Annotated in this window: 21 protein-coding genes; 11 read left to right on the top strand and 10 right to left on the bottom strand. The window is 63.1% G+C overall.

What is annotated here, in order from left to right; translation table 11 throughout:
• Nucleotides 1-205: 205 nt before the first annotated feature.
• The 3 genes from AB4Y82_RS14065 to AB4Y82_RS14075 form a co-directional block, all read right to left on the bottom strand.
• Nucleotides 206-1,642, bottom strand: coding sequence for an undecaprenyl-phosphate glucose phosphotransferase (locus AB4Y82_RS14065; RefSeq protein WP_441604461.1), 1,437 nt, complete (start codon nt 1,640-1,642; stop codon nt 206-208).
• A gap of 260 nt (nt 1,643-1,902) precedes the next feature.
• Complete coding sequence (locus AB4Y82_RS14070; protein WP_441604462.1) at nt 1,903-4,104, bottom strand: polysaccharide biosynthesis tyrosine autokinase; 2,202 nt, start codon at nt 4,102-4,104, stop codon at nt 1,903-1,905.
• 110 nt (nt 4,105-4,214) lie between these two features.
• Nucleotides 4,215-4,655: a low molecular weight protein-tyrosine-phosphatase gene (locus tag AB4Y82_RS14075; RefSeq protein ID WP_441604463.1), complete on the bottom strand. Its 441-nt coding sequence runs from the start codon at nt 4,653-4,655 to the stop codon at nt 4,215-4,217.
• Between the two features lie 307 nt (nt 4,656-4,962).
• Between AB4Y82_RS14075 and AB4Y82_RS14080 the strand changes: the two genes are divergently transcribed.
• From AB4Y82_RS14080 to AB4Y82_RS14100, 5 genes are all read left to right on the top strand, one after another.
• A complete protein-coding gene (locus AB4Y82_RS14080; protein WP_441604464.1) occupies nt 4,963-5,292 on the top strand; it encodes a hypothetical protein in 330 nt (109 codons plus the stop codon).
• Between the two features lie 82 nt (nt 5,293-5,374).
• A complete protein-coding gene (locus tag AB4Y82_RS14085; protein WP_441604465.1) occupies nt 5,375-6,475 on the top strand; it encodes a polysaccharide biosynthesis/export family protein in 1,101 nt (366 codons plus the stop codon).
• Nucleotides 6,476-6,585: 110 nt separating this feature from the next.
• The gene (locus tag AB4Y82_RS14090; protein ID WP_441604466.1) at nt 6,586-7,227 is read left to right on the top strand and encodes a YjbF family lipoprotein; all 642 of its coding nucleotides are present in this window, start codon (nt 6,586-6,588) and stop codon (nt 7,225-7,227) included.
• On the top strand, nt 7,227-7,994 hold the full coding sequence (locus tag AB4Y82_RS14095) for a capsule biosynthesis GfcC family protein (protein WP_441604467.1): 768 nt from the start codon (nt 7,227-7,229) through the stop codon (nt 7,992-7,994). Before AB4Y82_RS14090 ends, AB4Y82_RS14095 begins: the two co-directional genes overlap by 1 nt.
• Nucleotides 7,994-10,153, top strand: coding sequence for a YjbH domain-containing protein (locus AB4Y82_RS14100; protein ID WP_441604468.1), 2,160 nt, complete (start codon nt 7,994-7,996; stop codon nt 10,151-10,153). The genes AB4Y82_RS14095 and AB4Y82_RS14100 overlap by 1 nt, the downstream gene beginning before the upstream one ends.
• Nucleotides 10,154-10,208: 55 nt before the next feature.
• Here AB4Y82_RS14100 and AB4Y82_RS14105 read toward each other — a convergent pair whose 3' ends face one another.
• A complete protein-coding gene (locus tag AB4Y82_RS14105; RefSeq protein ID WP_441604469.1) occupies nt 10,209-10,553 on the bottom strand; it encodes a Rieske (2Fe-2S) protein in 345 nt (114 codons plus the stop codon).
• Nucleotides 10,554-10,631: 78 nt separating this feature from the next.
• Here AB4Y82_RS14105 and AB4Y82_RS14110 point away from each other — a divergent pair, with 78 nt between their 5' ends.
• From AB4Y82_RS14110 to yedA, 3 genes are all read left to right on the top strand, one after another.
• Nucleotides 10,632-10,904 carry a hypothetical protein gene (locus AB4Y82_RS14110; RefSeq protein WP_441604470.1) on the top strand — a complete coding sequence of 91 codons (273 nt, stop codon included), beginning with the start codon at nt 10,632-10,634 and terminating at the stop codon, nt 10,902-10,904.
• A 164-nt stretch (nt 10,905-11,068) separates the two neighbouring features.
• Nucleotides 11,069-11,947: a methylated-DNA--[protein]-cysteine S-methyltransferase gene (locus AB4Y82_RS14115; RefSeq protein ID WP_441604471.1), complete on the top strand. Its 879-nt coding sequence runs from the start codon at nt 11,069-11,071 to the stop codon at nt 11,945-11,947.
• Nucleotides 11,948-12,073: 126 nt separating this feature from the next.
• On the top strand, nt 12,074-12,988 hold the full coding sequence (yedA, locus tag AB4Y82_RS14120; protein ID WP_441604472.1) for a drug/metabolite exporter YedA: 915 nt from the start codon (nt 12,074-12,076) through the stop codon (nt 12,986-12,988).
• Here the strand turns inward: yedA and AB4Y82_RS14125 are convergent.
• The 5 genes from AB4Y82_RS14125 to AB4Y82_RS14145 form a co-directional block, all read right to left on the bottom strand.
• On the bottom strand, nt 12,963-14,048 hold the full coding sequence (locus tag AB4Y82_RS14125) for an alpha/beta hydrolase (RefSeq protein ID WP_441604473.1): 1,086 nt from the start codon (nt 14,046-14,048) through the stop codon (nt 12,963-12,965). The genes yedA and AB4Y82_RS14125 overlap by 26 nt on opposite strands.
• 94 nt (nt 14,049-14,142) lie before the next feature.
• A complete protein-coding gene (locus tag AB4Y82_RS14130) occupies nt 14,143-15,462 on the bottom strand; it encodes an ABC transporter permease (protein ID WP_441604474.1) in 1,320 nt (439 codons plus the stop codon).
• A 10-nt stretch (nt 15,463-15,472) separates the two neighbouring features.
• The gene (locus tag AB4Y82_RS14135) at nt 15,473-16,639 is read right to left on the bottom strand and encodes an ABC transporter permease (protein ID WP_441604475.1); all 1,167 of its coding nucleotides are present in this window, start codon (nt 16,637-16,639) and stop codon (nt 15,473-15,475) included.
• Nucleotides 16,640-16,649: 10 nt separating this feature from the next.
• On the bottom strand, nt 16,650-17,336 hold the full coding sequence (locus AB4Y82_RS14140; RefSeq protein ID WP_441604476.1) for an ABC transporter ATP-binding protein: 687 nt from the start codon (nt 17,334-17,336) through the stop codon (nt 16,650-16,652).
• A 72-nt stretch (nt 17,337-17,408) separates the two neighbouring features.
• Nucleotides 17,409-18,656, bottom strand: coding sequence for an efflux RND transporter periplasmic adaptor subunit (locus AB4Y82_RS14145; protein ID WP_441604477.1), 1,248 nt, complete (start codon nt 18,654-18,656; stop codon nt 17,409-17,411).
• A 226-nt stretch (nt 18,657-18,882) separates the two neighbouring features.
• Between AB4Y82_RS14145 and AB4Y82_RS14150 the strand changes: the two genes are divergently transcribed.
• The 3 genes from AB4Y82_RS14150 (at nt 18,883) to AB4Y82_RS14160 (ending at nt 21,646) form a co-directional block, all read left to right on the top strand.
• The gene (locus AB4Y82_RS14150; protein WP_441604478.1) at nt 18,883-19,569 is read left to right on the top strand and encodes a fumarylacetoacetate hydrolase family protein; all 687 of its coding nucleotides are present in this window, start codon (nt 18,883-18,885) and stop codon (nt 19,567-19,569) included.
• A 79-nt stretch (nt 19,570-19,648) separates the two neighbouring features.
• Nucleotides 19,649-20,065, top strand: a complete 417-nt coding sequence (gene mscL, locus AB4Y82_RS14155; protein WP_441604479.1) for a large-conductance mechanosensitive channel protein MscL — start codon at nt 19,649-19,651, stop codon at nt 20,063-20,065.
• Nucleotides 20,066-20,206: 141 nt separating this feature from the next.
• The gene (locus tag AB4Y82_RS14160) at nt 20,207-21,646 is read left to right on the top strand and encodes a M20/M25/M40 family metallo-hydrolase (RefSeq protein WP_441604480.1); all 1,440 of its coding nucleotides are present in this window, start codon (nt 20,207-20,209) and stop codon (nt 21,644-21,646) included.
• Between the two features lie 167 nt (nt 21,647-21,813).
• On the opposite strand, the gene AB4Y82_RS14165 is transcribed toward AB4Y82_RS14160, so the two are convergent.
• The gene (locus tag AB4Y82_RS14165) at nt 21,814-24,915 is read right to left on the bottom strand and encodes an efflux RND transporter permease subunit (RefSeq protein WP_441604481.1); all 3,102 of its coding nucleotides are present in this window, start codon (nt 24,913-24,915) and stop codon (nt 21,814-21,816) included.

The following is a 24,915-nucleotide window of genomic DNA, read 5'->3' on the forward strand; positions in this document are numbered from 1 at the left end:
ATAGCAGAGTACGCGAGGCCACCCACTTTGACCTGTGTGGGTATCTTTTTCGGTTTGGGCTGGCCACTTCTCGTTTCACAGTTGCGAATGTACTTAGCTACTAATAGGGGCAAATGGACGATGGATCGAAACTTGGAATCCTATGCAATGCCAGGCGGGTTCAAAGGCAACATCGATGAACGAGTCGTGCTCATCGATGCCACGCTCAAAAGGCGTTATTGCGCCTCAGGAGCACATAGGGCGTAGACAGGATGATTTTGAGATCCAGCCACAGTGACCAATGCTTGATGTACGAGATATCGCACTCGACACGACTGGCCATTTTGTCCAACGTATCCGTCTCGCCGCGGAAACCCTTGATCTGCGCCAGGCCGGTAATCCCAGGCTTCATTCCGTGCCGCTGCATGTAGCCGCGGAGCTTTTCGCTGAAGTGATGGTTGTGCTCAACCGCGTGAGGCCGCGGCCCGACAATGGACATGTCGCCGCGCAGCACGTTGATCAACTGCGGAAGTTCGTCAAGGCTGCTTGAGCGCAGAAAGCGGCCGAAGCGAGTTACGCGCGCATCGTTCCGCTTGGCTTGCGTCACTGCACCCTGGTCTTCGGAGTGCATCCACATCGAACGGAATTTCAATACCTCGAATTCCTTTCCACCCAAGCCGTGACGTTTTTGCTTGAAGAAGACTGGACCGGAAGAACTCACTCTTACGCCCAGTGCAAGCAGGAACATCAGCGGGCTTAACAGCACCAACAGGAGGAACGCGATAGACCGATCTTCGATCGCTTTCAAAATACCTGCATGCCCTTCAACCCGGCTCGAGCGCAGCGTAATGACGGGCACGCCCGCGAGAGACACCGTGTGATGGTTGATGAGCTCGTATCCAAAGAAGTCGGGCACCAGACGCACGGTCGTCGGCGTATCCAGCGTCAACTGGAGAACTTTCTGAATCGTCTCCTCCGCCCGCATGGGCAGCGCGATCCAAATCTGGTCGGGCGTGTACTCGGCGATCTTGGCGGCAAGTTCAGGCAGACCACCGAGCTCGGGAACGCCGGCAATATCCACCTGGTCGTACGGCGTGCTGATGTAGCCAAGTACATCGAGACCCATCCATGCACTGCCGCGCGATGCAGCAACAATGCGCTGCCCCGCCTGCGTGCTGCCAATCAACAGCACGCGGCGCGAGTCGACGCCTCGCATGCGGATATGGCCCAGCGTCCAGCGCAGCAATACGCGGTCGAGGGTGAGCACGACACCCGTGGCGACGAACCATGCACTGGCTGCGATGCGCGAATAGGCATCAGTGGTCTTAAGCGCCCACGCCATGGCCAGCAGAATGACCATGACGCCGGACCATGCAGCCCACAGGCGCACGATTTCCTGCAGCTGGTTTTCGCCGCGCCAGCTGCGATACAAACCCGCGGCAGGAAAGACGACAAGCGCAACCAACACCGTCCGCATCAAGCCGGAGGTGTAGTGAAGGCCCATCTCAAGATTTCCGAACTCCAGTCGATAAACTGCCAACGCCACCAGAGTGATCACGAACACGTCGCTCACTCGCAGCGTGATGTCCAGAAGTGCTGCGTATTTTGAAAAGAAATGGGACTCCGCCCTTTTCAGCTGCGGAAGACCTGGAATAGTTAACATCACCGCACTCCATCCATGTAGCTGTCTGCGACCGTTGTAATTCCGCGGCGGCTCCACCTTGGGTGCTGCTGCGGATCACCTGCGCAAGACCACCCTTCCATCGGGCTGCGCCACTTGCTTTCATTGCCCCTCATTCACTCCCCCCGTGAAAGAGCCGCGAGATCATCTCTGATCGCACGTCAAGCAACCAATAGACTGTTCGTACTACCCGGACCCGCAGGCCCGGTCACAATTTCCCACAAGAATTTTCTTCAACCTGCTTACGCGGGACTGCTGCTGTACTCGTAGTAACCATACGAGTAGTAGCCCGTACTCCTGCGTTCCACGGCGTTGAATACAGCGCCCTTGATCTGCACGCCGTTCTGTTCGAAACGCTGCTTGGCCAGCGCGATCTCGCGCGCCTGATTGAGGCCAAAGCGGATCACCAGCAAGCTGGTGCCCACGTGATGTCCCATGATCGCGGCATCGGTCACGGCGAGAATCGGCGGCGTATCGATGATCACCAGGTCGTACTTCGGCTTCAGCGTCTCGAGCAGGTCCGCAAAGCGGGCGTGCATCAACAATTCGGATGGATTCGGCGGCGCCTTGCCGCGCGAGATGAAGTGCAGGCCTTCGACATCGCTCACCGGCCGCACGGCGTCTTCCACGGAAAGCTGGCCGGCGATCAATTCAGACAAGCCCTTGTCGGGGCGCCCGCCAATCACGGTATGCAAAGCGCCCTTGCGCATGTCACCGTCGATCAGCAGCACGCGCTGGCCACCCTTCGCGATCACGGCAGCCAGATTGGACGAGATGAACGTCTTACCGGCCCCCGGGCTGGCGCCGGAGATCATGAGGATGTTGTTCTTGGCCTCGATGCGTGCGAAGTGCAAGCTGGTACGCAGGCTGCGCAGCGCTTCCACGGCCAGGTCCGCTGGCGCGTTGACCGCGAGCAATTTCTGTTTGCCGTCCGTGCGTCCGCGTCGCCCCTGCAGGAAGCTCTGCTTCTCGGCCACGCTGCTGGGTACCGACGCATAGACGGAAAGACCCAACTGCTCGATGGCCGACGGATCTTCCACGCCGCGGCTCAGCATCTGGCGCACCAGTACGAAAGCCACTGCCAGGAAACCACCGAGGAAGGTGCCACCCAAGGCAACGAGCGCCTTCTTCGGCTTGGCCGGCTTGGAGATATCCACGGCAGCAGGATCGATCACGCGTACATTGCCCACGGTGCCGGCACGCGCAATGTCGAGCTGCTGCGCCTGGTTAAGCAGGCCGGTGTAGGTCGCATTGAGCACTTCGACGTCGCGGGTCAGGCGCAGCAGCTCCTGCTGTGTGTCGGGCAAGCCACCCACCTGCTTGTCGATGCCGTTCTTCTGTCCCTGGAGCTGGGCGATCTGTTCAAGCAAAGCCTTGTACGCCGGATGCTCGGCGGTGAAGCGACGCTCCATGTCCGCCTGCTGCATGCGCAGCTGCTGGATGCTGGTTTCAATCGCGACCACCTGATCGAGCAAACCCTTGGTCTGCAGCGTGATGTCGACCGAGTGCGCCTTGGTCTGGAAGGCATTCAACGCGGACTGCGCCTTGTCCAGATCCTGTCGGATGCGCGGCAGCTGCTCGCGCACAAACTTGAGGCTGTTGGCAGCCTCAGCGGAGTTGCGCTCGACGTTCTGCTTTACGTAGGCCTGGCTCACATGGTCCAGCAGCTCACCCGCCAACTCCGGATCTTCGTGGTCGTACATGAGCTGGATGATGCCCGAGTCCTTACCCTGCTCCGCGGCATTGATATCCAGCTGCAATTGATTGACCACGGCAAGCGCGGTGTGGTGCACGACCGTGAAATGGGTACCTGGATTGGCGCGCAGCTCGCGCACCTGCATGGTGAAGCCATGGCCGGTGGCCACATTGCCCACCTGACCGGTCAGCATCACGTCGCCGCTGTAATACAGCGTGTAACCACCGTGCTCACCGGCGATGAGCACGAGCTTTTTCTCTTCCAGCGACGCCGGCACTTTCAACTGAAAGATGTCCAGCTTGGAACCGCCCCAGTCGTATCGGCTAAAGCCCATGAGTGGCGAGGCCACGTCAGCGGGCTGATCCGGTACGAAGTGACGCGCCACCCAGCCGCCGAAAATCGGAAAGTGGTAAGGCGCCACTTCGATCTGCAGGTTGAGCTCGTTCACCGCCTTGCCGATCACAGAGCGCGAGGTGATCAGCGCGATCTCAGTGGTCGCCTCCGAGCTCGACGCACCAAGCGTCTGCGTGATCGCGCTCAGGCCCGGCAGATCCGGCACCTTCTGCTCCACCTGCACCAGGGCGTCGGCCTCGTAGATCGGGGTGCCAAGCACGGCATAGCCCACACTGAGCACGAAGAACACGCCGGTAACGATACCGATCAGCCACTTGTGATCAAGCAGCGTGCCCAGCAGTTCGCGCAGGTCGATTTCGTCGTCTTGCGGCGCGGCGGTCTGTGTTGCGGTCATGCTGAGCTAGTCCAGGAAGGTCAGATTAGGATGGATGAAATTCGCGAGGCCTTATATCGGAACTCTCCGATACTGCTTTAAAGGCGCTTTCTTACCGGTTCCACGCGTCACTACGTACGCAGATACGGCAACCAACTCTGCACAGCACGATCGATCAGTTGGTAGACGTGTTCGAAAGCCTCGCGGCTCTGGCGATACGGATCAGGAATGTCGCCGCCTCGCCCCCAGCGATCCAGCAACATCACTTTGCCGCTGGCCTCGGGCGCCATGCGCATCAGGCTGGCGACGTGTTCGCGCTCCATGGCCAGTACGAGGTCAGCATCGCGCAGCATCGATGTGCTGATTTGCCGCGCACGGTGCTCGCCGCCATCCACGCTGTGTTCGCCAAGAATCTGCAAGGCCTGTGCATCCATCGGCTTGCCCACCAACGCGCCCAGGCCGGCGCTCTCGATGGAAGCACCAGCCGTGGAAAGGTGATGACGGAACAAGTACTCGGCCGTAGGACTACGGCAGATGTTCCCCACGCAGACGATCAAAATCCGTTTGAACACAAACACCAACTCTTCCGATACGCATCCACTGCCCAAGCGCAAGCCTCGCGCTAGCGCGAGCTTTGTCGTTCTGGCAGGCCCCTGTAAAAACGCGTCGTATGCCGATCTTGTTATCTGGACGGGAGGCGCAACACCTTACCCGTCAAGTGAATCAGATCACAAAATAGCAACACTACTCTTGCGCTCAGCTTACAATCATAGCCACAAGTTTGATGGCCGTCACCGATCGGGAATCAGGATCGTCCCGTTCATTTTCCGGTAAGGTTGTGTTTAGATGTGCCCGAATGACCACCAGAATGGAGTTCTCGTGAAGAAGTTGCTTGCAGTCGTTTTGATGACGGCCATGATCGGCCAGACCTTTGCCCAGACCGCTCCGGCCCCGGCTGCTCCTGCTCCGGAAGCAGCCCCGCAGGCTGGCGCAGCAGCGGGCGCAGCCGGTGCTTCGGGCGCCGCCGCCGGCACCCTGACGGCTGCCTATGTTGGCGCTGCCGTACTTGGCGCAGCCGCAGTCGCCACGGCCGTTGCCGGCGGTGGCAGCGATAGCCACGGTAACCAGAACACCCCGCCGAGCACCGGCGGTGGCACGGGCGGCACCGGTGGCACGGGTGGTACGACCGGCACCACCGGCACCCACTAACCACTCCGCAGTACACGACACATCCATGCTGGATTCGTCCGGCATGGATGTGTGCTGTCTGTAACTCAAAGAAACCGAAGTCATGAACGTACGCACTGCCGTGGCGCTTGCCGCCGCGACCCTCCTGCTGCACGGGTGCATTTGGGCTCCCGGCCAGCACATGTCCACTCACAGCATGACGCGCAGTGAGGACGAAAACAGTCGCGTCGACATCGTGCCCATCACGCCCAAGCAGCTGGCGATGGACAAGGCCGGGCTCGCTGCAGCGGCGCTGCCGTCGGAGCTGCTTGCTTACAAGCCCGAGTCGTATCGCATCGGCGCGGGCGACACGCTGTACATCACGGTGTGGGATCACCCGGAGCTGACTTCGCCCGCCGGCCCGCAGCAACAGACCCTCGCCAACGGTCGTCTCGTGCGTTCGGATGGCACGTTGTTCTACCCGTATGTGGGCGAACTGAAGGTGTCTGGCCTGACCATCGAGGAACTGCGCAAGGCCATCAGCGACAAGCTGGCCAAGTACGTGGAAAAGCCGCAGGTCGACGTCAATGTCATCGGTTATGGCAGCCAGCGCGTCACCTTCCAGGGCGCCTTCGTCAAGACCGATCCGCAGCCGATCACCGCTATTCCCACCACGCTGGCGCAAGCACTGGGCGCGGCAACGATCAACACCGAGCAGGCCGATCTCTCTGGCCTGGTGCTATCGCGTGACGGTCACGACTACCGTATCGACCTCGATGCGCTGAACACCAACAAGTCGATGGCTCAGGATGTCTACCTCAAGCCTGGCGACCGACTGTTTCTGCCGTACAACGACGACCACGAGGTTTACGTCATTGGCGAAGTGAATCGCCCGATGGCGCTCACCTTCAAGACCTCCAACCTCACCCTGACCCAGGCGCTGGGCCGTGCCGGCGGACTCAATCCGTCAACCTCCAAGGGCAAGGCGGTGTACGTGATCCGCGGCATCGAGGGTCTGGACACGGCCAGGGGCACGGTCTATCAGCTGGATGCGCGCTCGCCGGATGCCTTCATCCTGGCGGACCAGTTCAAGGTGAGGCCGGGTGATGTGGTGTTCGTCGGGCCTGCCGACGTGACGCGCTGGAACCGCTTCCTGTCCCAGTTGTTGCCGCTGACCGGCATCATCAGCAACGCGGCCAACGCCTCGTACAACCTCGACCACTGATGTTGTCGCGGCGCCCGAACAACGGCCGGCGCAAGCCGGTCTTTGCGATGCCCTTGCGTCTTGCGCGAGGGCATCGTTCGTTCGCGCGCCGATGCGGGGAGCGGATTGCCGTGTTTGCGGCGGCCGGCATGCTGCTCGCCGGATGCACCAGCGTCTCGCGCTCCACCGCGGATACCATGCGGCTTGTCTGGCAGGGCACGCCCAGGCTTTCGCCCACCGCCGAACAGGTGCAAGCCAAGCCTTATTTCCAGATGCGCGCCATCACTGCGCACGGCGACGCGATTCTGATCCTGGGCAACGTCGTCGGTGCTCGACAGTATTGGTACGGCACGAGCGGTGTTGCCCTGGTGCTGGAAGACGGTCGCGTGGTGCAGACCATCGGTCTCGCACAGAATCTCGATGGCAGCCGTATCGATCGTGCCAACGATCCTTTCGTCCATGGGCTGCAAACGCTTGGCGCCGCCACCAGCTACGACCGCATCGACGACTGGTCGCCTGGTTATCGCTACGGCATTCCGGTGCACGCGACGCTGAAGCCCGCAGGTGAAACCAGCATCGACATCCTCGGCACGGCGCATCGCGTCTTGCTGGTGACCGAAGAAGTTTCCGCCAAGGTAGCCGGCCTTCGCGTCAGCAATCGCTATTGGGTCGACCCCAGCGATGGCTTCGTGTGGATGAGCGAACAGGAAGTCATGCCTGGCATGACGATCAAGCTGGTGCAGTTGCGCCCGTATCGCGGGAGCAAATCGTGATGCGCCGATACATGCTGCTTGCGGCCATGATCTGCCCGCTCGCCGCGCATGCAGTGGACGTCCAGATCACGGGCGCCGTAACCGCTCCCGGTTTGAAGCAACTTTCCGGTCACGCGCGCCTGAGCGATGGCGCGCTGGCCAGCCCCTTGGGTGCCGATGCGTATCCGCTGGGCGCGTCGTGGCAGCGACCGTCGCTTCAGGTGGAGCAGTCGCGCCTGAAGGCAGGCGTCCTGTTTGACCTGGATAGCGCGCGGCTGCAGGCCTTGCGCGATAACCGTACCGCCCTGGCCGACACCCTCGCTTCGCTGCGCGACTGGTTGCAGCCGATGCCCGTGACGGGGCGTGAAGTGGCCTTGCTCGACCCGCGCTCGGTGGAAGTGAACGCCGTCGAAAATCGGCCTGTGGGCGAAGGCGACACGCTTTTTTATCCCCGTCGCCCAACCACCATCCAGGTGGTCGGCGCAGTGAACCAGCGTTGCGTGCTGCCGTTCGTGCCGATGCAAAACGCGCAGGACTATCTCGGCGCCTGCAAACCGTCGAATGTGGCCGATGGTGACTGGATCTTCGTGATCCAGCCCGATGGCCGCATCACGAAACAGGGCGCGGGGCTGTGGAATCGCGGCCCATCCATGCCATTGGCGCCAGGAGCGGTGATCTACGTGCCACTGCGTGAAACCGGCTTGCATGGCGTGTCGCCGGAGCTCAACCAGGCATTGGCCGCCTTTCTGGCGACCCAGCCGCTAGCTGCGGCGGAAGGCGATCGATAATGCGCAAGCGGACAGGACGTCCCTCGGGGATCATCACCTCGCCCCGCGGCCGCACCCAGCTGCGGCGGCGTTGCGGTTGCCTGCTGCCCTTGCTTGGCGGCTTGCTGATGGGCACGGCGTATGCCGACAACGCTCCCACGCAAAGTGATTTTGGCGGCGTCGGCCTGTGGCAGACGCCCACCGCACGCATGGCCGACGATGGCGAAGTGGCGCTGACGGCCAGCCATGTCCAGCCGTACGACCGCTACAACGTTTCGTTGCAACCGCTGCCGTGGCTGGAAGGCATCTTCCGTTACACCGCGGTGAACAATCGCCGGTATGGCCCGGAATCACTGAGCGGTAGCCAGAGTTACAAGGACAAATCCATCGACGTGAAGATACGTCTATGGAGCGAAAGCCATTACCTGCCCGACCTCAGCGTGGGTGCCCGCGATATCGGCGGCACCGGTCTGTTCGCCGGCGAATACGTGGTGATGAACAAGCGTTTCGGGCCGATCGACGCCAGCCTGGGCATGGGCTGGGGCTATGTCGGTGCGCGCGGCGACATCAACAATCCGTTGTCCATCATCAGCGACAAGTTCGATGTGCGGCCGAGCGATAGCGACGGCACCGGCAAGTTCTCCAGCAATCGTTATTTCCGCGGCCCGGCAGCGCTGTTTGGCGGCATCAGCTACCAGACGCCGTGGGACTGGCTGGTGCTCAAGGCCGAGTACGACGGCAACAACTATCAGCACGAACCGCAGCACAACAATCAGAAGCAGAGCTCGCCGGTCAACGTCGGCGCTGTGTTTCGTCCCGGCCGCAACCTCGATCTGAGCGTGGCGATCGAGCGCGGCAACACGGTGATGTTCGGACTGACACTGCACGCCAATATGGCCGAAGGCACCGGACCGACGAAGTTGCTGGATCCGGCGCCGCCCAAGCAGAACACCGCACCCGTGACGCAGACGCCGGAAGAGGTCGACTGGGCGAACGTCGCGCGAACACTTCGCGACAACGCGGGCATCCAGGTGTCGAGCATCACCCGCCGCGGCAGCGAAGTGGTGGTGAAAGGCGAGCAGGAGACCTATTTCTACAGCGCCAAAAGCGTGGGCCGTGCGGCGCGCGTGCTCGACAACGCGCTTGGCGCCGGCGTCGACTGGTTCACCATCGCCTCGCAGCAGGAAGGCCTCACCACGGCGGAAACCAGCGTCAACCGCCAGCGTTTCGATGAGCTGTTGAATCACGACATCACGTTGGGTGAATTCCGCCAAAGCGTGGAGCAAAACGCGCCGACACCGCGCAATGATGACGTGCTCTACCGCGCCCCGATCAAACGTTTCGACCAGTCCTTTGCGCTGGTTTACGCGCAAAATCTCGGCGGCCCGGACGCCTTCCTGCTCTATCAGATCGCCGCCGTCTACAACCTCGATTTCCACTTCACGCCCAACCTTTGGTGGAGCGGTGTGGCGTCGGTGGATCTGCTCGACAACTACGACAAGTTCAAATACGACGCGCCCAGCGACCTGCCGCGCGTGCGTACCGATGTGCGCAAGTACATCACCAGCTCGACCGTCACCATGCCGGTCTTCCAGCTGACTGGTACGCAGCAGCTCGGCCACGATCTTTACGGCATGGCGTATGCCGGCATGCTGGAGAGCATGTTCGGCGGCGTGGGCGGCGAAGTGCTCTATCGCCCGTTTGGCGAGCGCTGGGCGATCGGTTCGGATATCAATTGGGTCAAGCAGCGCGGCTACGACCAGGACTTCTCGTTCCGCGGCTATCACGTGGTCACCGGCCACGTCACCGGCTATTTCGACCTGGGCTACAAGGATGTGCTCGTCGCAGTCAGCGCCGGTCGCTATCTGGCTGGAGACTGGGGTGCGACGGTCGACGTGTCGCGCGAGTTCCGCAACGGCGTGCGCATGGGTGCGTATGCGACCAAGACCAATGTGTCGGCGGCGCAGTTTGGCGAAGGCAGTTTCGACAAGGGCATCTATGTGTCGATTCCGTTCGACCTGATGCTGCCCCGCTCCACGCTTTCGCGCGCCGCCTTTGTCTGGGATCCGCTGATCCGTGACGGCGGCGCGAGCCTGGGCCGGCGCTACTCGCTCTACTCGCTCACCAGCGATCGCGACCTGGACAACTTCAACAGCAATCTCGACAAGATCGTCGAGTAAGGCTTTGGGCCCGGATAGTCACCGGGCCACCTCGCCCGCGAATGCATCGACATTCTTAGCCGTCGAGCCACACCTCGCCGTCGGTGACGCGCACGCCCACGCTGCGCAAGTGCTCGCCGCGACACGGGCCGCCGATGCAAAGCCCATCGACATCCTGGAACGACGCGCCATGCGCCGCACAGATCAGCAAGTTGTCTTTGATCAGGAACTTGCCCGGCGCCCAGTCCAGGCGGCGTCCGGCATGCGGACAAATATTGAGATAGGCATACGCCGCGTCATCGCGACGCAGCACGATCACGTTCTCCTCGCCGTCGCGCAGCACGGCATCAACCGCGATGGCGCCGCCATCGGGAATATCGTCCAGTCGGCAAAGCGCCTGGTCGGGTGTTGCTGTATCCATCGGCACTTGCCTCTTTCGCCCTAAGGCCCCATCGTTACGCACGTAAGTCGTTGATTTTACCACACGGATTTTTAACACATGCGCTTTTCACTGCCCATGCCGCGTCGCTCCCGCCATCCCCTGGTCCGCGCTTTGTCGCTGCTCGTGGGCCTCGCCGTGGTGGGCATCTTGCTGGTGTTTGGTCTCGTGGTAGCGAGCGTGCTGCTCGTTGGAGGCGCTGTGGTATTCGCGCTACGCCAATGGTCGCGCAAGCGCAGTGCCGTGTCGCCTGTGGGCACGCGCAGCCACAAGCCCGAAGTCATCGAAGGCGAATTTGTGGTGCTGCAGCGCACGCATCACGTCGCGCATTGATGATCCGGCCTGCGGGCCGTCCGGCAATCAGCAAGTCCTGAAGCGTCGGCGCCGCCGACGCTGGTGTTGCGTCACGCACCCAGGAGACTAGCCGCGCAAGATCCGGATGGCTGGCCAGGCAGGCTGGCACTAGGCTGGACTCATCGGTTCTTCGGATGTCCACCATGACGACCCGCCACACCAACGAATCCACCCTCGAACAGGTCCGCCTGCTGCTGGAACGCGCCGACGAAGCGCCGACCCTGCAGGATCTTGCCGAGGTTGCCAAGCTCAGTCCCAGCCATCTGCAGCGGGCGTTTCGGCGTCGCTACGGCATGAGTCCGGCGGAATATCATCGCGCGCGCCGTTTCGGCCAGCTCAAGACGGCACTGCGCAAAGGCGCGGCGGTATCCGATGCGGTCTACGACGCCGGCTTCGGTTCGGGCAGCCGCGTCTACGAACATAGCGACCGACTGCTCGGCATGACGCCCGCCAGTTATCGCGCCGGCGGCGCGGGCGCTGCGATCCGCTACACCACCACCGAGACCTCCCTGGGCCGCCTGCTGGTCGCCACCACTTCACGCGGCATCTGCTCAGTAACGCTGGGCGATACCGATGCGGAACTGGAGCAGCGGCTCGCCGACGAGTTCCCGCACGCAACCCGCGAACGCGTGGATGCCGGCCGCGAAGAATGGCTGGACGCGGTGATCGCGCGCATCGCCGGCGAACTGGGCTGGAGCACCACGGATGCACCGGATCTTCCGCCGCTCGATGTCGCCGCCACGGCCTTTCAATGGCGTGTGTGGAATGCACTCACGCGCATCCCCGCCGGCACCACCAAAAGCTATGGCGAATTGGCCGCGGAACTGGGCATGCCTCGAGCTGCCCGCGCCATCGGCAATGCGTGCGGCAACAACCGGCTCGCCTTGATCGTGCCGTGCCATCGCATCGTCCGCGAAGACGGTTCGCTCGGCGGCTGGCGCTGGGGCGTGGAACGCAAGCGCGAGCTGCTTGCCAGCGAACAGCGTGGCGACCATCGAGAAGGCAAGCGCTCAGCCGCCTGACTTGAGCAGCGCTCAACCCTGCCTTGCGGAAGCCTCGCTTCTGCCGCCGCTGCGCCCGGACTATGTTGGGTGTGCCTGTAAACTATGAGCGGCATCCACCCCGCGATGCTCCCCGCGCAGCCTGCCATGACAGATACCACGACCACCTCCGTCGCCCCCGCGGCGACCGCGCCCTTTGCCGACACCCGCGTGCTGGTGCCGTTGGCGCTGTTTGCGCTGTACATCATCTGGGGTTCGACCTACCTGGGCATCCGCTATGCCCTGGAAAGCTACCCGCCCTTCCTGCTTGCGGGCATTCGTTTTCTGGGCGCCGGCGTTGCGCTGTTTGCCTTCCTTCGCCTGCGCGGCGTGGCGCTGCCCACGGCGCGTCAGTGGCGCAATGCGGCCATCACCGGGTTCTTGCTACTCGGCGTTGGCAATGGCCTGGTCTGCTTCGCCGAGCAGCGGGTGAGTTCGGGGATTGCCGCCGTGGCGGTGGCCAGCATGCCGCTGTTCGCGGCGCTGTTTTCGGGTCTCTATCGGGAGTGGCCGACGCGCCGCGAAGCCATTGGCCTGGTGATCGGTTTCGTGGGCGTGATCGTGCTCAACCTTGGCGCCGGACTTTCCGGTTCGCGTATCGGTGCGATCGCGCTGCTCGTGGCCGCGATGAGCTGGGCCTTCGGCGCGACCTGGAGCCGTCGTCAGGATATGCCGGCTGGCCCCATGAATACGGCGGCGCAAATGCTCTGCGCAAGCGTGGCCATGTTGATCGTAGGCTTCGCCAGCGGCGAACAGCTGCCAGCCCATCCCACCGCACGCGCCACCGCAGCGCTGGTCTATCTTGCGGTGTTCGGCTCGATCATCGCGTTCAGTGCCTTCCTATATGTGCTCAAGCACGCGCGGCCCGCACTGGCGACCAGCTACGCCTATGTGAACCCGCCAGTGGCCGTGCTGTTCGGCGTGTTGCTCGCTGGTGAAAGCGTGGGGCCGTATGACTTGATCGGCATGGCCATCATCCTGCTGGGCGTGGGCGCCATCACCTTGGCGCGCCAGCGCCGCTGATCTCCAGCGCTTTTCCAGAGCCCGCACTTTCCGACGCCGGCAGCGGCGTGAAGGTTGGGCATGCCGTGTGAGGTGATACCAAGGCATGCATCCAGTCGAGCAGGGGTTGCATCAGGCGGTCCGTGCGCAACGGCAGGCTGAGGTGATTTTCGCTCGGGACTTCGACATAGCGCGCCTGCGGTGAACTGGCGGCCAGTGCTTTCAAGGCTGTCGCCGACACGAGCGGATCGCTGGCGCCACGCAACATCAAGGTGCAGGGTGCATGCCGCAACGCGCTGGCGGTGTCGATGTGCTCCAGATCGACGCCCAGGTCGCTGGATGCACGCGCAATGGCCGCATCCACGCTGGATCCACCTATGGCATGACCCAGCCAACGCGGACCGAACAAGCCCGTCGATGGCGCGCGACGAATGACGTCGGCCGCATTGCCATATGGCTCCAGCGCGATCACACCATCGACATCGTCCAGCTCAGCGGCCGCGAACACCGCTGCGGTGGCGCCATAGGACACGCCCATCAAATACAGCGGCGACGGCAACCGCCCCGATGCACGAAGGCTGCGCACCAGCTCGGCCACGTCCTTGCCTTCACGCGGCCCGTAGCCGACTGGTGCGATGTCAGAATCACCCTGGCTGCGCAGATCCGGCATCACCGTCACATAGCCTGACGATGCAAACCGATACGCCCAGGTTGCCAGCATGGCGCCCTCGCCTTCCCACGGGTGCAGCAACACGATGCTGCCCTTTACTGCGAGCCGCGAACCATCGAACGGGGCCTGCGGCATTTGCCACTGCCATCGGAGGCTCGAGCCATCGGCTGATGCCCTGAAGGTTTCCTGCATGACGTATGCATGCGGCTGACCCAGCCAATAAGCCATACGCACACCATCGGACGTGCGTATCGATGCCTGCACAAAGCCCTGCTGCCGCAGGTTGTCGTGGATGGCTAGTTGCAACGGCGTATGGCTGCGCGCCGGATGTTCGATCTTGTGGGTCACATAGCTTGCACAGCCGGCAAGCCAAGGCAGCAGGGCCAGCCCTATCGCATATCCCTTGCGCATGACGATCTCCCCAGGCGTCACCGACGGCGCGAGCGTTGCGCGGCGCCGCCAGATTCGCAAGCGGTCGCGCGGTGAGGCCGCGCCACCGCCGCTCTTACAGTTCGCGCAACGCGGTCGTCACCGGCAATCGCGCGGCGCGGATGGCCGGGAAGATGCCGCCGATGAAACCGATGGCGAGCGCCCATTTGAGACCTGTCCAGAGCAGGGCTGGCGACACGCGCAACTCGAAGCTCAATTTGCCCACGGTGCCCGCAGCGAGCGTCGAGGCGCTATAGCCATTGAAGATCACCCAGGCGAGCAAGCCACCGAGCAAGCCGCCGATCAGCGCGAGCAACATGGTTTCCAACATCACCGCGACCACCACGGGCAAGCCGCGAAATCCGATCGCACGCAAGGTGGCGATTTCGCGTGCACGGGCGGCGACGGCTGCGAACATGGTATTGAGCGCGCCGAACATGGCGCCGATGGCCATGATCAGGCCGACCGTAATGCCGACTACCTTGATCACCTTGGTCATGCCTTCGGACTGCTTGCTGAAGTAGTCCAAGGTGGTGCTGACATCCACCTTCAACTGCGGATTGCCTTCCAGCTCGGCCTTGAACTTGTCGTAGGACTTGGGATCAGCCAACCGCACCATCACCGACGCACGACTGCTGCCGCGACGATAGGTGTCGGCCACCACGCTGGCATCGCCCCATATTTCCGAATCCATGGCATCGCCGGACGAGAACACGCCGACCACCGTCCACTGCTGGTTGCCCAGTTTTACGGTATGGCCAGGCACCAGGCCATCGAACTGCTTTGCCGCGCCCTTGCCCACGATCAACTCGCGCATGCCGGGCTGAAAGTTGCGTCCCTCGATGACTTTCACGTTGGGACGCACGGCCCAGGCCTGGTCGCCGACGCCGCGCAGCTGCACGCTGCCTTCGTCGTCCGGGTTGCCGCCCTTGAGTGGAAGATTGGCGGCTACCACCAGCTCCGGCGAGGCGATGGGCTGGCCTTTGCTGTCCTTGGCGATGCCCGCGGCCTGCGGAATCAGCGTCACGCTGTCGTGATCGAGTACCGACATCACTTCGGCCGCCGATGAACCGCGCATCACGATGGCGGTGTCGGCACTGCCGGTCTTGCGCAGCGTCTCCGCATAGCCCTCGCCCATCGCCAACAAGGCGACCAGCACGCCAACCACGCCGGCAATACCGATCACGATGACCGCCGACGATCCGATGCGCTGCCTTAGTGTGCTGATGCCGACGCTCGCCACCGATGCCGCACGCCGACCGCTGCGGGTGAACGCCATCCACAAGGCAAACACCACGGCCAGCCCGATGACGCCCTGCCAGGGCAGGATGACCCAGGCCCACAGCACGATGGCGATCACGATCAGCAAGCCCAGATTGAACAGGAAATTCTTCATGTCGCTCTCCTTAGCGGCCAGCCAATGCATCGACGATGTTCAGCCGCATCGCCCGCATGGCCGGCAATACGCCCACCAGCAGTCCGATGGCGATCATCAGCACCAGGCCCAGGATCCAGCTACCCGCACCCACGCTGGGCAGGTTGAGCATGCCGCCGCTGCCGGCGCTCACGACGGGAATGATCAGCGAGGCCAGGCCAAGCCCGATCACACCGCCGAGCAACAACAGCAGTACGGACTCGGCCAGCACGATGGCGAGCACGGCCTGATTGGAGAAGCCAATCGTCTTGAGCACCGCCAGCTCGCTGGTGCGTTCGCGAACCGCCTGCATCATGGTGTTGCCGGACAACAGCAACAGCGTGAAGAACACCGCGCCCATGATCGAACCCACGATCAGGCCGATATCAGCCAGCTGCTTCATCCAGTTGGCGGTCGCCGCCTGTTCGGTCTGGGTACGCGTCTCGTGATCGGAGTTGGCTGAGATCGCGTCGATCGCCTTGGCCACCTTGTCGGCCTGGTTCACATCGCTGACGCGCGTGACATACCAGCCCACGGTGCCGCGATTGAACGGCGTGGTCTCGTCGAAATACTTCCAGTGCAGCAACAGCATCTGGTCGAAGAAGCCGCCGCTCTTCTTGTCCTTCGAATGCAGGATGCCGACGATGTCGAACGTCCAGTTCTTGCTGCCCTGGCGATCCGGGAAGATGGTCGACTGCAGCGGGATCTTGTCGCCTACTTTCCAGTTGAAACGCTTGGCCAGTTTTTCGCCGACGAGAATGCCCGTTCGCGTATCGTCAAAGGCCTTGCGCTCGGCCGCACTCACCTCGATCTCCGGATAGAGGTCGATGTAGTTCGGTTCCACCGCAAAACTGAAGACCTGGTTGTGCGGGTCCTGATAGGCGCCGCCGAACCAGTTCGCGTAGGTCACCATCTTCACGCCGGGCACCTGCGCAATCTGGGCTTCCAGCGATTGCGGCAAGGTCTGGATGAAGGAGAGTTTCGAACCGGTCTGCAGGCGTTGTGCGCCATTGGCGCTCTGGCCCGCCTGGTTGAACGAGGTACGCACCGCGTCGAGCATGCCGAACAGCAGGAACGCGGCAATGATCGACACGAGCGTAAGCAAGGTGCGGGTCTTGCGCCGGAACAGCGCCGCCCAGATGAGATGGAGATATTTCATCGTCGCATCCTCACGCCAGTGCCTGTTCGACCAGCGTACCCTTGTCCAAATGCAGCGTGTGGTTCGCGTATTCGGCCGCCTTCGGATCGTGCGTGACCATCACGATGGTCTTGCCGTGCTCGCGATTGAGCACGCGCAGCAGCCCGAGCACTTCCTCGGCGGACTGGCGATCGAGGTCGCCTGTCGGCTCATCGCAAACCAGCAGCGTGGGATCGGAAACGATGGCACGGGCAATCGCCACGCGCTGTTGCTGACCGCCGGAGAGTTCGCTGGGCTTATGCGTCGCGCGCTCATCCAGGCCCACCAGCTGCAGCGCGATCGACGCATTCTTGCGTCGCTGCGCGGCTGACAGCTTGGTGAGCAGCAACGGCAACTCCACGTTGCGTTGCGCGGACAGCATCGGCATCAGGTTGTAGAACTGGAACACGAAGCCCACATGCGCCGCCCGCCACTTCGCCAACTGGCCACCGCCGAGCTGGTCGAGGCGCTGACCCGCCACCGTGATGCTGCCGCCGCTGGGCGTATCCAGGCCTCCGATGAGATTGAGCAAGGTGGTCTTGCCCGAACCGGACGGCCCCATCAACGCCAGGAAATCGCCTTCGGCAATATCGAGGTTGATGTGGTGCAGCACTTCCACTTTCTGCTTGCCGCGCTCGTACACCTTGGAGAGGTCGCGGGTTTCGATCAACGTGCTCATGCGTTAGCTCCTGATGCGAATTGTTTGGCACCGTTCCAGGCGATGCATCCGATCACGCGTTGACGAAGCGGATCACTGGGCGGCTTTTGCCGCCAGCTTGACCCGGTCGCCGTCCTTCAATGGCTCCGGCGGCGACACCACCACGATGTCGCCCACTTGCACACCTGTCGGCAGCAGGCTCTGGTCGCCGATTTTCGAGGCGGCCGCAGATACCGTGCGTTGCTGCACGGTGTCCCCGCTGACGATGAACACCACGCCATGACCGTCGCGCTGCGCGATGGCCGCGGTCGGCACCAGCGCGCCCTGCGGTGCGTGTGCCTGCGGCGCTTCCTGCTTCTTTTCCAGGAAGGACACGCGCACGCCCATGTCCGGCACGATGCGTCCGTCCTTCTTCTCCAGCGCCACGCGTACTTTCACCGTGGCCTTGCCGCGATCGGCGGCGGGAACGATGGCGATGACGTGGGCGGGAATCTTCCAGTCCGGATAGGCGTCCAGCACGGCCTCGGCGGGCATATGCGGCTCCACGCGGCCGATATAGGCCTCGTTGACGTCGACGTCCACTTCCAGCGAATCCATGTCAACCACGGTGCCGACGCCCGTGCGGGTGAAACCGCCGCCGGCGGAGAACGGCGAGACGATTTCGCCGACCTGTGCGTCCTTGGTGGTGATCACGCCATCGAACGGCGCGCGGATCACGCAATAGTCGAAGTTGACCCGCGCCTCAACGACCTGCGCATCGGCCGAGGCCGCACTGCGCTGCTGCGAGAGCAGCTGGGCGCGGGTGCTGTCCACCAGCGTGCGCGATTGCTCGGCGACCTGTTTGGCGACCAGGCCTTTCACGGCGAGTCCTTCGTTGCGCACCGCGTCGCGCTCGTTCTGTGCAAGCTGCACCTGGTACTGCGACACCAGGGCGTGCGATGCGGCGGCCGCCGTACGGGCCGCATCAAGTGCGGCCTTGTACTGCGAGTCATCGAGGCGTGCCACTACCTGGCCCTGCTTCACGTGATCGCCCTCTTCAATCAGCACGTCGGTCAGCGTGCCGGTGATCTGTGCCGACACGGTCGCCTGCCGCCGCGCGGTGACATATCCGGTGGCCTGCAGCACCGCACCGGCCGCCGCATTGGCGACCGGCGACTGCGCCTGGGCCGTCTGCACTTCGATGGCCTGCCGGCCCAGCACCAACCACGCCACCCCAGCTGCGACCAACAGGACGAGCAGCACGCCGCCAACGATCCACGGCCAGCGACCGGGTCCCTGGCCATGCTCCTCGCGCAGGTGTTTCTCGATGCGCAGTTCCTTCAATAGATCCGCATTCGCCACACGCTCTCCCTGCCGGTCCGAGCCGGTTCCATGATGCGATACACAATGCTGGAGCGACGCTTCCGCCTCCAGAGGCCCTCATCAGCCAAAGGCGGTGACAGCTGTCACCCGGGCTGACTTGATCGAGGGCAGAGAACGGCCCGGTTGTACTCGCAAGCCCGGATCGAAAAAAGCTGACGTGACAGGGGACTGGCAGGACGGGTCAGCGGTGATACCCTTTCCGCCCATGTCATACGCCATTTCTCCCCCGCCTGTACCGAGCCTGCCGATCATCGGCAGCGACCAACGTTTCCCGCTGCGCCGCATCTTCTGCATCGGCCGCAACTACGCCGAGCACGCCCGCGAAATGGGCGCGACGGTGGACAAGGACACCCCGCTGTTCTTCACCAAGCCGGCCGACGCCGTGGTCACCGACGGTGCCGACGTCGTCTACCCGCAAGCCACCCACGACCTGCACCACGAAGTGGAAATGGTGGTGGCACTGGGCGCGGGCGGACGTGACCTGACCGAACAGCAAGCCGGCGCGCTGATCTGGGGCTACGGCGTGGGTCTGGACCTGACCCGCCGCGACCTGCAGGCCGTGGCCAAGGCCAAGAGCCATCCCTGGGACGTGGCCAAGGGCTTCGATCATTCCGCGCCCGTCTCCGCGCTGCGCCCGGCCAGCCAGGTGACGCTGGATGCCGATACCGCACTCACCTTGACCGTGAACGGCCAGCAGCGCCAGCACGGCCGCCTCGGCGACATGGTGCACAGCGTGAACGAGATCATTGCCCTGCTCTCGACGCTGTTCGAGTTGAAGGCCGGCGACCTGATCTTCACCGGGACGCCTGCCGGTGTTTCAGCGATGCAACGCGGCGACCGGTTTCATGCCGAATTGGCCGGTGTGGCCACGCTCGAGGGCAAGGTCGTCTGAACTTGCGGGCGCGGCTACATGCCGCGTCCACACGGCGCTGAGCTAGAGTGTCGCTGCCATCAAGCCCAGGGAGAGAAGCATGAGCATGCTCAAAGAGTTCAAAGAATTCGCCATGCGCGGCAACGTGATCGACCTCGCGGTCGGTGTTGTGATCGGCGGCGCATTCGGCAAGATCGTCACCTCGCTGGTGGACCAGATCATCATGCCGCCGATCGGCCTGCTCACCGGCGGCGTCGATTTCTCGCAGATGAAGTGGGTGCTCAAGCCGGCCGACAATACCGATCCGGCGCACAAGATTGCCGAAGTGGCTATTGGCTACGGCAACTTCATCAATACCCTGATCCAGTTCCTCATCATTGCTTTCGCGATCTTCCTGGTGGTCAAGGCGATCAATAAACTCACCCGCCGCGAGGAAGCCGCGCCAGCGCCTCCAGCGGCCGACGTGGTGTTGCTCACCGAGATCCGCGACCTGCTGAAGGCGCAGAACCCGAAGTAAGCGACGAGGAACGTTGCGCGGAAAAGGCGCCCAGGGCGCCTTTTTTGTTTTTGATGTTTTTATCCCCGCACCGTGACTTCTGGCCTAAGCAGCCAGAGGCATGCGGGCCATAATCGAAGTTTCCGCCCAAGGAACGTCCCCATGCGTCAACTGCCGCTCACCTTGCTCGCCGCCAGCCTGATGTTTGCCATCGGCTCGGCCCATGCCGCCACCCAGACCACGGTTCCCGCCGCAGCCGTAAAGACGGCCGAACAGCTGCGCGACAAGGCGATGAACGACAACACGGCCTACCAGATCGTCGAGTCGCTGACCACGGAAGTGGGCCCGCGCATTGCCGGCGGTCCGGCCGATCAGCGCGGCCGCGAGTGGGCGATCGCCAAGTTCAAGGCACTGGGTTTCGACAAGGTCTATACCGAGCAGGTCACCTATCCGCTGTGGGAACGCCGCAGCGAACATGCAGCCATCGTGGCTCCGTTCCCGCAGCCGCTGGACCTGATCGCACTGGGCTACTCGGCCGGCACGCCCAAGGGCGGCCTCACTGCCGAAGTGGTGCGCTTCGATAGCCTCGATGCACTGAAAAAGGCCGATCCCGCCAGCGTGAAGGGCAAGATCGTTTACGTCGATGCGCACATGCAGCGCCACAAGGATGGCGCGGATTACGCCATCGGCTCGGGCGTGCGCGTCGGTGGTCCGGTGATCGCCGCCAAGATGGGCGCCGCCGGCTTCCTGCTGCGCTCGGCCGGCACCGATGCCAATAGCCGCACGCCGCATACGGGCGTCACCGGCTTCACCGATCCGAAAGAGGCCATCCCCGCCGCGGCGCTCTCCAATCCCGATGCCGACCAGCTCACGCGCATCCTCGGCTATGGCAAGCCGGTGAGCGTCAAGCTCGATCTCGATGTCGGCTTCAACGGCAGCTATACCGGCGCCAACGTGATCGGCGAAGTCACCGGCAAGAAGCACCCGGATCAGGTCATCGCCATCGGCGGTCATCTCGATTCCTGGGATCCGGGCACTGGCGCGATCGACGACGGCGCCGGCGTGGCCATCGCCATGGCCGCCGGCAAGCTTATCCACGACATGCCGCAGCGTCCGGACCGCACCATTCGCGTCATCGCCTTCGCCAACGAAGAGATGGGCCTGTGGGGCGGTCGCGCGTATGCCGACAAGCATGCCAAGGAAGTCTCGAAGTTTCAGCTCGGCACCGAGTCGGATTTCGGCGCGCGCAAAGTGTGGCTGATGACCGCCAGCGTGAAGCCCGAAGCGCGCGGCGCCATCGAGCAGATCGCCAAGGTGCTGGCGCCGATCGGCGTGGACTACGACGCCAAGAAGCCGGGCGGCGGTGGTTCGGACCTGTCGCAGATGCACGGCAAGGGCATGGCCGCGCTGTCGCTGGTGCAGGACGGCACCGATTATTTCGACTACCACCACACCGCCAACGACACGCTCGACAAGATCGATCCGAAGGAACTGGCGCAGAACGTGGCGGTGTATGCCGCGTTCTCGTACATGGCTGCGCAGGCTGATGGCGATTTTGGTTCGGCGCCTGGGGCGTTTGCGGGTGACGGGACGGAAGAGTGATCGCTCACCACGTGTGATCAAGAGGGCGGCCCACGGCCGCCCTTTTTTTGTCCAGCCATTCACTGTGGGAGCGCACCCTGTGCGCGACAAACCTACGAAGCGGAGACGACGCCTCGCCGCAGTCGCGCACAGGGTGCGCTCCCACAGGAGGTGAGGTGAGGTGACGCTCAGTGGGCTGCTTCGGCTTCGCCCACACGCCGCTTGCGCGACAAACGCGCATTCAGGCGATCGAGATACAGATAGATCACCGGCGTCAGATACAGCGTGAGCACCTGCGACACCAGCAGGCCACCCACCACGGCCAGGCCCAGCGGGCGACGCGTGTCCGCACCCGCGCCAAGTCCCAGCGCAATCGGCAAGGTGCCGGCGAACGCGGCCATGGTCGTCATCATGATCGGGCGGAAACGCACTTGGCACGCTTCGACGATCGCCAACGCCGGCGCAGTGCCTTCGCTGCGCTGCTTCTCCAACGCAAAGTCGATCATCATGATCGCGTTCTTCTTCACGATGCCGATCAGCATCACGATACCCACGAAGGAGAACAGGTCCAGCGGCGCATGGAAGATCATCAGTGTCAGCAACGCACCCACACCGGCCGACGGCAGCCCGGAGAGGATCGTCAACGGATGGATGAAGCTTTCGTACAGAATGCCGAGCACCAGATAGATCACGAACAGCGCCATCACCAACAGCAGGCCCATGCCCTGCATCGAGTCCTGGAACGCCTGCGCCGTGCCCTGCACGCTGCCGGTGATGGTCGGCGGCAGGTTCATCTGCTTCATCGCGCCATCGATGCTCGCGACGGCTTCGCTGAGGCTTACGCCCGGCGCGAGGTTGAACGAGACCGTCACCGCGGGAATCTGGCCCTGGTGATTGACGGTGAGCGCCTGCGGCTTGCGCTCGAAGCTCGCCACCGCATTGAGCGGCACCAATCCGCCACTGCTCGAGGTGACGTAGATCTGCGACAGCACATCCGGATCGTTCTGCAAGGCGTAATAGACCTGCAGGATCACCCAGTACTGCGATGACGCGCCGTAGATGGTGGAAATCTGATTGGCGCCAAACGCCGATCCCAGCGCCGTCTGCACCTGATCCATGCTCAGGCCCAGCGTCGCGAGCTTGTCGCGATTCACGTTCACCACGATGGATGGACCATTGAGGTCCAGATCGCTGGTGACGTCCTGGAAACCGGGCAGCTTGCTGAAGGCGGTGATCACCTTGCCCGACCAGTCGTACAGCGCCGGCGTGTCGATCGACTGCAAGGTGTACTGGTATTGCGCCTTCGATTGACGTCCGCCCACCTGGATCGGCGGCGGGTTCTGGATATAGGCGCGGATGCCGGGCACTTTGGCGAACTTGGCGCGCAACTCCTGGATGATTTCGTTGATGCCCTGCTCACGCTCGCCGGCGGGCTTGAGCGTGAGCGACAGGGAACCGTTGTTGGTGGTCGTGCGCGCACCGCCGCTGCCGACCGACGACATATAGCTCTGGATGTTCGGATCGTCGCCCACGATCTTGGCCAGCTGCTGCTGGCGTTGCGCCATGCTGGCCACGGAGGTGTCGTCCGGACCTTCGACGTTGACGTTGAGCTGCCCCGAATCGCCGGCCGGGATGAAATCCTTGTCGACCACCACGAAAAGCACCGCCGTGGCGACCAGACTGGCCACGAACAGCCCCATGATGCTGCGCGGATGATGCACGGCCCAGGTCAGCGAACTCACGTAGCCGCGGCGCACGCGCTCGAAACCCGCGTCGAACCACAGCACGACTTTGGCCTTTTTCTCGTGCTCGGCATGCTTCAGGAAGCGACTGCACAGCATCGGCGTCAACGTGATCGAGACGAAACCGGAGATCAGGATCGCCACGCTCAGCGTCACCGCGAACTCATGGAACAGGCGGCCGACGATGCCGCCCATGAACATCACCGGCAGGAACACCGCCACCAGCGACAAAGTCATCGAGAAGATGGTGAAGCCGATTTCGCTGGCGCCTTTCAGCGACGCCTCGTACGGGTCCATGCCCTCTTCCACGTGACGCACGATGTTCTCGAGCATCACGATGGCATCGTCCACCACGAATCCGACCACCAGTGTCAGGGCGAGCAGCGAAAGATTGTCCAGGCTGTAGCCCAGCGCAAACATCGCGCCGAACGTACCGACGATGGAGACCGGCAGCGCCAACGCAGGAATCAAGGTGGCGGATGCATTGCCAAGGAACAGATAGATCACCAGCACCACCAGCGCACCGGCGAGCAGCAGCGTGAACTGCACGTCGTTGACCGATTCGCGGATGGACACCGAGCGGTCGTACAAGACCGCCAGTTTGATCGATGGCGGCAAAGTGGCTTCGAACGTGGGTAGCACCGCGCGAATGCGATCGATGGTCGCCACCGTGTTCGAGCCCGGCTGGCGCTGGATCGCGAGCACGATGGCGCGTTCGCCGTTGTACCAGCTGGCGACCTGGTCGTTCTGCACACTGTCTTCGGCCTTGCCCAGGTCCGACAGCCGTACGGGTGCGCCATTGCGGTAGGCCACGATGATGCTGTTATACGCATTGGCCCGCTGCAACTGGCCGTCCGAACGGATTTGCAGCAGCTGGCGATTGCCGTTCAAGGAGCCCGTTGCCAGATTCACGTTGGCGGCGGCGATGGCGTTCTGCACCGTATCGATGCCGATGCCGCTCGCTGCCAGCTTCTGCGGGTCGACGCTGACGCGCACCGCGTATTTCTGGGCACCGTACACACTCACCTGCGCCACGCCGTCGATCATCGACAGGCGCTGGGCCAACTGGGTCTCGGCGTAGTCATCGACCACGGAAAGCGGCTGCGTGCGTGAGCGCAACGTGAGATAGAGAATTGGTGCGTCCGCCGGATTCACCTTGCGGAAGGTCGGCGGCGTGGGCATGTTGGTGGGTAGCTGGCGCTGTGCGGCGGAAATGGCCGCCTGCACGTCCTGCGCCGCGCCATCGATATTGCGATCGAGCTCGAAGGTAAGCGTGATCGAGGTGGCGCCCAAGGCACTGGTCGAGGTCATCGACTGGATGCCGGCAATCGTCGACAACTGATTTTCCAGCGGCGTCGCCACCGCCGTCGCCATCGTTTCCGGCGCCGCGCCCGGGAGGCTGGCGCTCACCGTGATGGTGGGGAAGTCGACATTGGGCAGTTCGTTGACCGGCAGCTTCGGATACGCGACAACGCCAAACACCAGCAACGCCACCATCAGCAGCGTGGTCATCACCGGGCGTCGTATGCACAGGGCAGGCAGGTTCAT

This window comes from Dyella sp. 2YAF14 (assembly GCF_052114725.1).
Classification (GTDB): domain Bacteria; phylum Pseudomonadota; class Gammaproteobacteria; order Xanthomonadales; family Rhodanobacteraceae; genus Dyella.